The organism is Desulfofundulus australicus DSM 11792 (assembly GCF_900129285.1).
Classification (GTDB): Bacteria; Bacillota; Desulfotomaculia; order Desulfotomaculales; family Desulfovirgulaceae; genus Desulfofundulus; species Desulfofundulus australicus.
Genome location: NZ_FQUW01000013.1, coordinates 19665 through 32686, shown reverse-complemented (window position 1 = coordinate 32686; position 13022 = coordinate 19665). Strand labels below are relative to the sequence as shown.

Annotated in this window: 9 protein-coding genes; 1 reads left to right on the top strand and 8 read right to left on the bottom strand. The window is 54.9% G+C overall.

Annotated elements, in window-relative coordinates; translation table 11 throughout:
* Positions 1-79: 79 nt before the first annotated feature.
* Positions 80-835, bottom strand: a complete 756-nt coding sequence (locus tag BUB44_RS06255) for a CpaE/TadZ family protein (RefSeq protein ID WP_073164283.1) — start codon at positions 833-835, stop codon at positions 80-82.
* Between the two features lie 63 nt (positions 836-898).
* The gene (gene acsA, locus BUB44_RS06250; protein WP_027357454.1) at positions 899-2581 is read right to left on the bottom strand and encodes an acetate--CoA ligase; all 1683 of its coding nucleotides are present in this window, start codon (positions 2579-2581) and stop codon (positions 899-901) included.
* 193 nt (positions 2582-2774) lie between these two features.
* Here acsA and BUB44_RS06245 point away from each other — a divergent pair, with 193 nt between their 5' ends.
* Positions 2775-3515 carry a two-component system sensor histidine kinase NtrB gene (locus tag BUB44_RS06245; RefSeq protein WP_073164280.1) on the top strand — a complete coding sequence of 247 codons (741 nt, stop codon included), beginning with the start codon at positions 2775-2777 and terminating at the stop codon, positions 3513-3515.
* A gap of 36 nt (positions 3516-3551) precedes the next feature.
* Here the strand turns inward: BUB44_RS06245 and BUB44_RS06240 are convergent, their stop codons facing one another.
* From BUB44_RS06240 to BUB44_RS06215, 6 genes are all read right to left on the bottom strand, one after another.
* Positions 3552-4181, bottom strand: coding sequence for an MBL fold metallo-hydrolase (locus BUB44_RS06240; RefSeq protein ID WP_073164277.1), 630 nt, complete (start codon positions 4179-4181; stop codon positions 3552-3554).
* Between the two features lie 40 nt (positions 4182-4221).
* The gene (gene dtd / locus BUB44_RS06235) at positions 4222-4671 is read right to left on the bottom strand and encodes a D-aminoacyl-tRNA deacylase (protein WP_073164274.1); all 450 of its coding nucleotides are present in this window, start codon (positions 4669-4671) and stop codon (positions 4222-4224) included.
* 109 nt (positions 4672-4780) lie between these two features.
* Positions 4781-5776 carry a UDP-glucose 4-epimerase GalE gene (galE, locus tag BUB44_RS06230; protein ID WP_073164271.1) on the bottom strand — a complete coding sequence of 332 codons (996 nt, stop codon included), beginning with the start codon at positions 5774-5776 and terminating at the stop codon, positions 4781-4783.
* Between the two features lie 119 nt (positions 5777-5895).
* Complete coding sequence (locus BUB44_RS06225) at positions 5896-8046, bottom strand: RelA/SpoT family protein (RefSeq protein ID WP_073164269.1); 2151 nt, start codon at positions 8044-8046, stop codon at positions 5896-5898.
* A 121-nt stretch (positions 8047-8167) separates the two neighbouring features.
* On the bottom strand, positions 8168-11008 hold the full coding sequence (recJ, locus tag BUB44_RS06220; protein ID WP_131821601.1) for a single-stranded-DNA-specific exonuclease RecJ: 2841 nt from the start codon (positions 11006-11008) through the stop codon (positions 8168-8170).
* Positions 11009-11194: 186 nt separating this feature from the next.
* Positions 11195-12904, bottom strand: coding sequence for an FAD-dependent oxidoreductase (locus BUB44_RS06215; protein ID WP_073164263.1), 1710 nt, complete (start codon positions 12902-12904; stop codon positions 11195-11197).
* Positions 12905-13022 lie beyond the last annotated feature (118 nt).

Here is a 13022-nt window from a genome sequence, read left to right as displayed (position 1 = left end):
AAACTCCCGCCCTTGCCCGGACGGGAGTGCATCTTCCCGTAACTCCTGACCTTCATTGTATGCAAAAGGAAAAGTTTTGTCAACTTTTTTCAAGGCGGTCCACCAGTTCGTCCATAGCCCGGGTAAATTGATCCACCAGATCGCGGGATAAAAACCCCGCTTCACCCCGCATTTGCCGCAATTCCGGATGCTCGGGCAGAACCCCCGCCAGGGGTAGCCCCAAATCAAGTGCTGCTTCCCCGGGGGGTTCATCCACCACGGAAGGCATGCGGTTGTACAGCAACTGAAAATGTTCCGTTTTCACCCCATTTTCCCGCAGGCGTTCCAGAACCCCGGCTACATGCTGAAGATGATAGTGGTACCCGTCTTCCACCAGAAGAACCACGTCCGCCATGGATAGGATACGCAGAATATATTCCCGGACACCGGAGCGGGTGTCGAAGATAATTACCTCATGGGGCAGTTTCCTCAAATGGGTGACCACCACTTCCACCATTGCCGCTGCCTGTCCGGGGAAATCCACGGGGCTGGTGGCCAGAACGTCCAGCCCGGTATAGTGGTGCTGAACATAAGAGGCTACCTCCTCCGGGGAAAATCGCAGTCTGAAATAGGGCTGGCCCTCTTTTAACCGCTTATTTATTTGCTGGAGCCACTGCCCCAGGTTGGGCTCGGGCGACAAACCCAGTGCGCGGCTGAGCCGCCCTTCCCCCAGCACCATATCCACCAGCAGAGTTTTTTTCCCCCGCAGGCTGAAAGCGCCGGCCAGTTCCCGGGCCACCACAGTCTTGCCGCTACCTTCCCTGGCGCCGTATACGGCAATCATTTTCTGAGCCAAAAACCGCACCCCCGAAAAATATTTTGGAAGTGCTTATTCTCCGGCAATACCCCGGATTCCTGTCTACCCCCTGTTTAAACCCAGAACCCACTCTCTTAATACACGGCGGTCCACCCGGCCGTCCCTGGTCAGGGGAATGGCTTCCCTGACTTCAAATTCCCGGGGAGCGGCATGGGCCGCCAGGCCAGTCCTGACAAATTCCCTTAATTCCCCGGCCAGCTCATCCGACCAGGTATAACCGGGATTGAGAACAATGTAGGCTTTAACAATTTCTCCCCGCAATTTATCGGGTTTTCCGGCCACCCCGGCCCGGGCTACCGCCGGGTGCTCCTCCAGTTTTCTTTCCACCTCCGCGGGACCCACCCGTTCACCGGAGGTATTTATGACACCATCCAGGCGCCCCTGGAAGTAAAAGTAACCCTCCTCGTCCCGGTAAGCGGCATCCCCCGAAATAAACCAGGGCCGGTGGCGGAAATATTCTTCATAACGCGCCGGGTCATTCCATACCGCCCGGAACTGGGCCGGCCAGCCGGCACGAATGGCCAGGTTGCCGATCCTGCCCGGGGGCAGCTCCCGGCCCTCATCATCCACTACGGCCGCCTCTATTCCCGGAAATGGAAGGCCAATGGAGCCAACCTTAACCGGCATGCAGCGGTAATTGCAGATCATATTCATCCCCGTCTCGCTCATCCACCAGGTATCATAGATGGGAAGCCCCAGCTTTTCCAGGCTCCATTCCATAACCTCTTGCGTGAGGGGCTCGCCCACGCTCAGGATATGGCGCAGGCGGCTTAAATCATACCTGGACAAAAGTTCGTCACCGGCAGACATGATCATGCGGAAGGCCGTGGGAGCGCTGTACCAGACCGACACCCTGTACCTGGCCAGGGTGGCACACCAGTCCTCGGCATTAAACCGGCCTCCCCTTACCACCACCGGAACCCGGAGCAGCCAGGGAGCCAGAAAACCGTAAGCAATGCCGGTAATCCAACCCGGGTCCGCAGTACACCAGTAAATATCGTCCGGACGCAGGTCGTGTACCCAGCGGGCGGTAATTAATAGACCGACCATAATGTTGTGCACATGGACCAATCCCCGCGCCCGTCCATCGGCTCCGGAAGCATAAAGGATAAACAAAGGGTGTTCCCGGCCCACCCATTCCATGGAGGGAGTTCCTTCAACCCGCGACATCTCCGCATGCCAGTCCACCGTACCGGCCGGTATATCTTCTCCCACCACAAAAACATGCTTCAAAGCCGGCAACTGTGCCAGGGGCAGGCGTGGGAAAAGCTCGGGCGTGGTTACCACAGCCACCGCCTGGCAATCTCCCAGGCGATCCTTAAGGGCTTCGGCCATGAAAGCTTCAAAAAGGGGAACCACCACTACACCCAGCCGGGCAGCCCCCAGAAAGCTGATATAGAGTTCCGGGCTGCGGGGCATAAATATTCCCAACCGGTCGCCCTTCTGCAGGCCGTACTTTTTCAGGACCGCAGCAAAACGGGAAGATTCATGCTGTAACCGGCTAAAAGTATATTCCTCCCGTCTCGCACCCGCTTCGAAGTAAAGGGCCACTTGCTGGCCATATCCATCTTCCACATGGCGGTCCACAGCCTCATAAACGATATTTACTCTCCCGGTAGTGGACCAGCTGAACTCCTTTTCAACACTCTGAAAACTAAACTCTTCCCTGGCCCGGATATAATCCTTCAGGTTGTGTTCTCCCGGCAGGGCAGGAATAACCAGCATAACAACCTCCCCCTTTCCATGTACATACTCCCCAAGAGGGATCTTCTTTGTTTGTTGCGAATCTTCCTGCTTGCCACAAAATACAAAATTGTTACTTATGCGACATAGTTCTCATTTTCACGACATTGGCAGGATTGAATAAACCAGAAAGAGAAAAGATTAACAGATGAGGAAGAAAGGAGGGTAAGAAATTTTGGATAGTGTCCAAACGGGAATTGAAAAGCTGGCCATTATGGGTCAGCTGGCGGCACAGGTGGTACACGAGATAAAAAACTCGCTGACCACCGTAAGAGGATTTCTTCAGCTTTTAAAAGAGAAGCAAAATGTTCCCAGCAGGCAGGAATACTTTGATCTTATGCTGGAAGCCATAGACCACGCCAATAACATTATAACCAATTACCTGCACCTGGCCCGGCCCGGTAACAACTCCTGCCGGAAAATCTATGCTCCCCAAAAACTGCTCACGGAAGTTTCCATGCTTATGGAAAGTGAAGCTGCCCTTAAAAATATTTCTCTAAAAATGGTTATCCCTGAAAACCTGCCTCCACTTTTGATAGACCCCGAACAAATTAAAGAGGTACTGATCAATATTATCAAAAACTCGCTGGAAGCCATGCCCGACGGTGGCGAGGTAACCATCAGAGCTTGTTGTGATAACCGGAAACTTTATATTGCCATTTCCGACACGGGAACCGGTATAGAGGAACCTGTTCTTGAAAACATCTTCGAACCCTTTTATACCACCAAAGCATCCGGTACAGGCCTGGGACTGTTCATTGCCAGGCAGATAATACATAATCATAAGGGTGAAATTACGGTAAAAAGCACACCCGGCAGGGGCACCACCATGTTTATCACCCTCCCTGTATTATCACAGGAGGAAAAACCCGGTTATATGGATATCCAGCATCAAACCCATTCCCTTTTTACCTGAGGATAAGAAAAAAGGCCGGAATTCCGGCCGCTAACATTACCATCTATCGTTCAGGAAAGGGTTATATCTGGCTTCGTCACCAATGGTGGAAGATGGACCGTGACCGGGCAGTACCCTGGTTTCCGGCGGGTAGACCAGAAGCTTTTCTTTAATCGACTGAATCAGTTGCTGGTGATTGCCCCCGGGAAAATCGGAACGGCCCACCGACCCCGCAAAAAGGGTATCTCCGGTAATCAAGCTATCTCCGGCCTCCAGGCAAATACCGCCGGGAGTGTGGCCCGGAGTATGAATAACCCGCAGGGTCAGCTTGCCTATACTGATCGTATCCCCATCCTCCAGAAGACGGTCCGCAGGAGGGTAGGTAACGGAAAGGCCCATGTAAAGGGAGAGGTTGCTGCCGGAGCTGGTGAGCATGTGAGCATCATCCCGGTGGATGAGCACCTGGGCGCCTGTAGCTTCCCTGACCTGTCCCAGAGCACCAATATGGTCAATATGGCCGTGGGTTAAAATTATGTAGCGGCATTTCAGCTCCAGTTGTTCCAGACGGCGTAAAATACGCCCCCCCTCGGCCCCGGGATCCACCACGGCAGCCTCCTTTGTTTCCGGACAGCCGATAATGTAGCAGTTGGCTTCCATTGACCCGACGGGAAAACCCTCCAGAATCAAAGGACATACCTCCTTAATCTTTTTAAGAATACATTTTACTTTAAAACTCCTTTTTGCTATCCAGGAGCAGGGTCACCGGCCCGTCGTTAATAATTTCCACCTGCATGCTGGCACCAAAAACACCGGTGAACACTACCAGACCTTCGTTCCTCAGCAGGCTGACAAAAAATTCGTACAGCTCCCGGGCCTGCTCCGGCCTGGCTGCCCGGTCAAAGCCGGGCCGCCTCCCCTGCCGGCAGTCACCGTAAAGGGTAAACTGGGACACGACAAGCATTTCTCCCCCTGCCTCCAGGACCGAGCGGTTCATTTTGCCCTGGCTGTCTTCAAAAATGCGCAGCCGGGCCACCTTTTGCGCCAGGTAACGGGCATCATCCACCCCATCATCCCGCCCGACCCCCAGCAGCACCACCAGCCCGGGCCCAATAGCCGCCACCCGTTCTCCATTTACCGTAACTGCCCCCCTGGTTACCCGTTGTACCACTGCCCGCATGTTTACTTCCCTCTTTCACCATTCCCCACCTTTGATAAATTCATGCTTGCGGCAATATCCTGGATACAGTTTACATCAGGCAGACTGGGGATTCAATAAGCCAGGACCTTTAATTTTCATAACCTTCCGGGTGCAACCGGTACCATTCCCAGGCTGTACCAATGATGGTTTCCAGGTCCCCGTAACACGGGCGCCACCCCAGCTCTTTTCTTATCCGCCGCGAAGAAGCCACCAGCACGGCCGGATCACCCGGACGCCGGTCACCCTCTTTTACCGGGATATTGCGGCCGGTTACCCGGCGAGCAACCTCTATTACTTCCCGAACCGAGTAACCCCGCTCATTTCCCAAATTATACACGGCGGAAGGGAGGCCGCCTTCCAGGGCCTGCAGGGCCAGCACATGGGCTGCCGCCAGGTCAGTAACATGAATATAGTCCCGCACGCAGGTCCCGTCAGGCGTGGGATAATCGGTCCCGAAAACGGTCACCCCGGGATATATCCCCAGGGCTGCCTTCAGCACCAGGGGAATGAGGTGGGTCTCGGGCCGGTGATCTTCTCCCAGTTCGCCATCGGGATCAGCCCCGGCCGCATTAAAATAGCGGAGGCAGATATATTTTATGCCATAAGCTTTATCGTACCAGCGCAGCGCTTCTTCAAATGCCAGCTTGGTGGCCCCGTAGGGATTGGTGGGCCGCAGGGCATGGTTCTCTTCAATGGGCACCTGTTCCGGCTCGCCGTACACGGCCGCAGTGGAGGAGAAAATGAAATAAGGTACTCCCGCTTCCCGCACCGCCTCCAGCAAAGCAAGACCCTTGATTACGTTGTTCTGATAGTAGGGGGACGGGTTGGCTACCGATTCGCCCACCAGGCTCAAAGCAGCAAAGTGCATAACAGCCCGAATGCCGCGATTTTTCAGCAGTTCCGCCACCAGTTCCCGGTCGACAATGTCCCCCTGGATGAAATCCGCCCCGCGGAGATGCTGCATAGCACTCCGGTGTCCCCGGAAAAGGTTGTCCAGCACCGTTACTTTATAACCCGCCCGGAGCAGTTCCTTGACTGTATGACTGCCGATATAACCGGCCCCGCCGGTAACCAGAACATGCATAAAAAACCTCCTCAATTAAATAATTCCATGCGCAAGAAAAAAGAACCCTTTTTCCCCCTTTAACCGGGGGTTAAAGGGTGCTTTAAAGCCGGAAGGCATTTCGAATAGCGGCAAAGTTATTAACTTGTACGCCTGACTTCGTAAATGTCCCTGACCCTGTTAATGCGGCTGATGATTAAGTCAAGTTGCTCCTTGCTCCTCAATTCCAGAAGCAGCTCAATAACCGCCTGCCGGTTTTTCAGCCCCCGGGCATTAACCCAGTTGGCGCTGATCTTCAGTTCGCTTAAAATGGCCATAACATCACTTAATAGCCCTGCGCGGTCCATTCCGGATACTTCCAGTTTAACCAGGAAGGGTGACTGGAAATTACCATCCCACGATACTTCCACCAGGCGGTTGCTTTCCCCCCGCTGGAATAAAGCCACGTTGCGGCAGTCCACCCGGTGGATGGATACCCCTCTGCCCCGGGTAATATAGCCAATAATGGGATCCCCGGGTATGGGGTTACAGCAGTGAGCCAGGCGGATGAGAAGGTTGCTCATCCCTTTAACCTTGATTCCGGGAGCGGATTCAGCATTCTGGGAGGGAGTTTTTACCCTTCCGGGCTGGGCGTCTTCAGATGGAGCTTTAGGCGCCCTGGCTTCTTCCCTGATACGGTTGATTACTGCCTGGGCGGTAATGGTCCCGTCGCCTATGGCGGCATAAACATCCTCCACCGTGGTCAGGTTGAAACGCCGGCCAAACTGGAGAATCTTCTCCCCTTTTAACAGTTCCACATCCACGCCATGCTTGCGGGCCTCCCGCTCCAGGGCCTCCCGCCCCCTGCTGATGTTTTCCTCCCGCTGTTCTCTTTTGAACCACTGGCGTATGCGGTTTTTGGCCTGGGAAGTCTTTACCAGGTTCAGCCAGTCCCGGCTGGGCCCCACCGCGTTTTTGGACGTGATAATCTCTACTATATCGCCATTCTTCAGCTGGTAGTCAAGGGGCACCAGGCGCCCGTTAACCCTGGCACCTACACAGCGGTGCCCCACCTCGGTGTGTACCCGGTAAGCAAAATCTATGGGCACTGATCCTGCAGGGAGTTCCAGAACATCTCCCTTGGGAGTGAAAACAAACACCGAGTCGGAGAAGAGGTCAATTTTCAGGCTTTCCATAAACTCCCTGGCATCCCGTAACTCACGCTGCCACTCCAGTATTTGCCGCAGCCAGGCCAGTTTCTGATCCAGATCCCGGTCCGTTTTGCCGCCTTCTTTGTACCGCCAGTGGGCGGCAATACCGTACTCTGCCGTACGGTGCATCTCCCACGTACGGATCTGGATTTCCAGGGGTTCACCCTGCGGGCCGATAACAGTGGTATGAAGGGACTGGTACATATTTGACTTGGGCATGGCAATGTAATCTTTAAAACGCCCGGGTATGGGTTTCCACAGGGTATGCACCGTACCCAGGACGGCATAACAGTCGCGGATCGAATCCACAACCACCCGCACGGCCAGTACATCGTAGATCTCACTGAGGTCCTTATTTTGCTTGGTCATTTTGTTATAAATGCTGTACAGGTGTTTGGGGCGCCCCTGGATATCGGCAAAAATACCTGCTTCTGCCAGCTTGCGCCGTAAAATCTGAATGGCCGCCTGGATATATTCCTCCCTCTTCCGCCTGGTCCGGGATACCCGCTCGGCCAGCTCGTAGTATTTCTCCGGCTCCAGGTAACGAAAAGACAGGTCTTCCAGTTCCCATTTCAGGTGATATATACCCAGGCGGTGGGCCAGGGGTGCGTAAATCTCCAGGGTTTCCCTGGCTATTTCCTTTTGTTTTGTTTCGTTGTGATACTTAAGTGTGCGCAGGTTATGCAGTCTGTCGGCCAGTTTAATCAGGATTACCCTGATATCCTGGGCCATGGCTAAAAACATTTTGCGCAGGCTTTCCGCCTGATGCTCCTCCTTGGACCGGTACTCCAGGCGGTTTAATTTGGTTACCCCGTCTACCAGCAGGGCTACCTCATCTCCAAAGGTAGCTTTGATTTCCTCCAGGGTGACACCGGTATCTTCCACCACATCATGTAGCAACCCGGCCACCAGGGTTTGCAGATCCATCTGCAGGTTGGCCAGGATATTGGCCACCGCTACGGGGTGGGTAATAAAAGGTTCCCCCGAAAAGCGCTTCTGGTTGCGGTGGGCCTCTTCCGCGAAGCGGTAAGCCCTGCTCAACAAAGATACGTCTGCCTCCGGATGATATAAAATTACCCTGTGTACCAGGCCCTGAAGCATAGAGGTCACTTCCCTTGAAGTACAAGCAAAAACTGTTCCTTAATATAATTATACTGCATTAAAGAGCCCGTGTGGATCTACCCGGCATGATTACATGACTGTAAAACGTCAAAAACCCGGATCAAAACCTGGCAATTACCCTTTGAGGTTGACAACCGGTAATAATATCCCGTAATGGGGCTTTTAAAACATACTCCTGCCAGCTCAGGGCCTCTTTTTTAAGCCGGTGCAACCGGCAGTACGTGGGGGATGCACTTAAAGACAGTTTTCGCCCCCCTGCAGGGCACATAATAACCGGCCACCCGCTCTTTTCAGACCGCCACTTTACCAGTCCCAGCTCAAAGAAAACCTTTAAACCCAGGGCTACCGTAAAATCCTGAGCCCAGGGGCAGCCATTGCGGCGCAAAAGACCGGCCAGCCAGCGGGAAAAGTTATCCTCTGAATCCACCTCCCGCCGGCCACGCGCAAGGGCGTTGCTCCCACTGCTGGTTTGGGACAAAATAGAATACAGCCTGGCCAGGGGATCCCTATCCGGCGCCAGGGCCGCCAGGTAAAAACAGGCCTCCCGCATGTCTTCTTTGCCGAAAAGCAACCAGAGAGACCGGATTTTTTCCACCAGGGCAACAGCCAGCAGGATTTCCCATTCTTCACGGTGGTAGGGCAGGTTATAAATTACCAGGTTTTCGGCACCACTACCGGCCAGGTCCAGGGCCAGAACCGGTGTGGTCAACAAAACATTGATCTCTCCCCCGGCAAAAAGCTGGCACAGCTTTTCCCGCTGCTGGCTGCTTAGCCAGGGATGGCAGAAAGCCACCCGCCTTCCGGAACGGTAGCAAGCCCGGCGCAAAAACATTGCCAGTTCCACAGCCCGGTGAGCTGAAGATACAACCACCAGCAGACGCTGCCGTACATCGGCCAGCCTGGCCAGCCGGGACGGCCGGGAGGGTTGCTCCCGCAAATCTTTTACCTGAAAAGGTAGCTCTAAAGGGAGCTGCAGGCTGCGCGCCGGCTCCTCCGCGTGACAGGCCACCTGGAGAAAAGGCTGCTGAAAGCCCGGGATCCCGGGAATTTGTCCTGGGCAAGCAGGTCCTTCCTGCTCACTTACCGCCAGTATCCGCTGGATAAATTCCGGCCAGAAGAAGGAAGGTTCTTTATAAATTGTTTGTAAACTACCGGTTAATTGATTAATTGAGTTATTCTCAACCTTATCCAGAGCAAGGCCAGGTTTTTGTACCCCCTCCCACCTGCCATTGCGGCGCAAATCCTTAATCTCCAGCTGCACTCGCACATCGCCGTTCCAGCGATCCAGGGAGGGCACAAAGGCCAGTTCTACTGCTTCCCCGGGCGAAAGATTTTCCAGGTGGCCCGCGAGATCAAATCCAATACCGTCCCGGACCACCCCTTTCTCCTGCAGCAGCAGTTTTAAGTGACGCCCGTCCCGCCCGACTTCCCGGCAATTTATCACCGCCGCTCCAGAGCAGGCCAGCAACGGCTCGGGGTTACCGTGGCCGTGAGGACCAAGGCCGTCCAGTTCAGTTACCAGCTCACAGGTCATGTCTTCCAGGGAAACCAGGGCATCTATTTCCAGCCTGGGCTGCAACAGGTCCGGTGAGAGGGCAACGGCGGCATAATCATTGAGGGCCTGGCGCAGGCCATCCACCCGGTCGGCAGGCAGGGTAAAACCGGCTGCTCCTTCATGTCCCCCGAAGGAGAGCAGGTGTTCACGGCAGTGGGATAGCGCCCGGTACAGGTGAAAACCGGGAATGCTGCGGCCCGAACCTTTTCCCAGACCTTCATCCAGGGACACCAGCAGCACCGGCCGGTACAGCATATCTACCAGCCTGGAGGCCACAATACCTATGACCCCCGGGTGCCACCCGGAAGACGCCAGCACCACCACCGGATCCCGGTCGCGCCCCAGGGCATCCAGCATCCCCAGGGCTTCCGCCAGAACCCGGGACTCCACCTGCTGACGTTCCCTGTTCTCCCGATCAAGCTGTGCGGCCAGCTTTTCTGCCTCTGCGGGATCACGGCTGAGCAGCAGTTCAACGGCCATCCGGGAATTACCCATACGACCGGCAGCATTGAGGCGCGGGGCCAGGGCAAAACCAACCTCTCGCACCCCTATTTTTTCCGCCTTCACCCCGCTGGCCTGCATCAGGGCCTGAAACCCCGGATTACTGGTAGCGGCCAGCTTTGGCAACCCGTACTTTACCAGAAGGCGGTTCTCCCCCAGGAGAGGAACAATATCCGCTACCGTACCTACACAGGCCAGGTCCAGGTAATCATGCCAGGCGTTTTCTCCCTCCCCCGCTGCCTCCAAAAGGGCCTGGGCCAGCTTAAGGGCTACGCCAACCCCGGCCAGATCTCTGAACGGATAAAGCGATTCCTTCCGCAGCGGGTTAATTACCGCCGCTGCCGGGGGTATTTCTTCCGGAACCTGATGGTGATCGGTAATGATAATTTCCGGCCCGCCGGCCCCAAGAGCCGCCTCCACTTCTTTTTTAGCGCTGATCCCGCAATCAACGGTAATGAGGAGGTCCACCCCGGACTGCCGTGCCCAGTGCACAGCCTCTTCATGCAAACCATAACCTTCAACCAGGCGATGGGGTATGTAATAATCCACCCGGGCACCCAGCCGCCTTAATACCTGAACCATAAGGGCGGTAGCTGTAACACCGTCAGCATCGTAATCCCCGTAAACCAGAATATTCTTCCGTTTCTCTATAGCCGTAAGAATTAATTCCACTGCCCGGTGCATGTCCGGCAAAAGGTAAGGATTTCCCATCTGGTTGATATTGCCCTGAAGAAAAAACCGGGCATCCTCAGCCGTCAGCACTCCCCGGTTGACCAGCAGGCGGGCCAGTAGAGGTGAAATCCCCAGTTCCCGGGAAATGATGTGCTGCAGAACCGGGTTCCCTTCTTTTAAGTGCCATACCTTCTCTTTTACCATTTTCTGCATAATTTCTACCTCAAGTAGATTATAAATGAATACCTGCGGCACTGGCAACGAAAAGATCAAGGGTGCCCGCTGCCCGCAAAACGGCACAAAAAAAGTACCCGCTGGAAAAGCGGGCACCCCGTATTGTTGACAGGCTCCTGGGAGCGACGGGTAAAACAGGGCACATCCCTGTTTATTTTTTCAGGATTATTTCTGGCGCGGTCCGGTTTCAAGTTCGAAAGGCCAGGCAACAATTCCCCCTTCGAAGAAGCTCACGTTTGTAAAGCCCAGGCTTTCCAGGATGGTCTGGGCCTCCCAGCCCCGCAGGCTCAGCTTGCAGAAGGTAACGATCTCCCGATCTCTGGGTAACTCCGCGGCCCGTTCCCGCAACTTGCCCAGGGGTATGAATACCACATTGGAACCGGGCAGCCGCACTTCGTTAAACTCGGCCGGCGTACGGACATCCAGGAGAATGAGCTCTTCCCCTGCGGATAAACGTTTTTTCAATTCCAGGGGATTGATGGACCTGGCCCGCCCGTCAATCTTGTTACGCAGGCAGTTGGCCGCATGGGTAATGGGGTCGAGGGCGGTGGAAAAGGGAGGTGCGTAGGCCAGATCGAAAGCAGCCAGCTGATCCACCGTAACCCCCATGCTCAACGCCGCCACCATTACATCCAGCCGCTTGTTAACGTCCCCCGGACCCAGGATCTGGGCACCCAGAAGCTTACGGGTGGAAGAATCAGCAACCAGCTTGATGATTATGGGCTTGCTTCCCGGGTAAAAATGGGCCCGGTCGGGAGCAGAGCAGATAAAGGACTCCACATGGTAGCCCAGGCGGCGGGCTTCGCTTTCGGTAAGACCTGTGCGGCCGATAATCATCTCAAAAACTTTAAGTATGGCCGTTCCCAGTACCCCGGGGAAGGATTGCCGGCCACCGGTAACATTATCACCAATAACCCGGCCGTGGCGGTTGGCCACAGAGCCCATGGGAGTATATACCGGCCGGCCTGAAATGAGATGTACATTTTCCACACAGTCCCCGCCGGCATAGATATCCGGATCAGACGTCTGCAGGTACGCATTAACTTTTATGGCTCCCGTCTCCCCGAGCTCAAGCCCGGCTTCTTTAGCCAGTTCCACCCGCGGCTTTACCCCGGCGGCAATAACCACCAGATCTGCGGGGAAGGAACCGGCCGTGGTTACAACCCGTGCAACGGCACCCTGTTCATTTCCCTCAATGCGTTCCACCCTGTTCCCCAGGAACAACTGCACACCTTTGCCGCGCAGGACCTTTTCCACAAGAATGGAGAGTTCAGGGTCCAAAAGGGATGATAAAACATGGTCCATCATTTCAAAAATGGCGATTTCGGCCTTTGTCCCCAGAGTATCGGCCAGTTCCAGCCCTATTAAGCCGCCGCCAATGATAACTACCCTGCGGGCACCCTGTTCAACAGCCCGGCGGATGGCCTGCGCTTCCTCCAGATTCCCCAGCGTGTACACTCCCGCCAGGTCTGCCCCCGGAATGGGCAGCCGAACCGGCCGGCTGCCGGTGGCCAGAACCAGCTTATCGTAGGGAAGAGCGCTGGTTTCCCCGGTTGCCAGATTGGTTACCCGTACGGTTTTATTTTTCCGGTCGATGGCTTCCGCCCTGGTGCCGGTGAGCACTTTGATATCTTTCACGCTGCGGAAGAAAGCCGCGTCCCGGATCACCCCCACCGGTGTGGCCATAAGCTCTTCATGCCTTTCCACCGTACCTCCGATATAAAAAGGCATCCCGCAACCGGCATAGGACAAAAAACTGCCTTCTTCCACAATGGTTATTTCCGCATCGGGGTCACAGCGCCTGGCCCGGGCGGCCGCCTTCGGACCTGCTGCCACGCCGCCAATAATTAATATTTTTTTTCTCCCTTTTTCCATGATCATTCCCCCTTTAACAATCCCGGTTAAACCCGTTATGGATAAACCCAATATATATTGTTATTTCGCGATAATATGATGGATTCCTTTTGGATTTTAAAAAAATGTTAAAAAAATA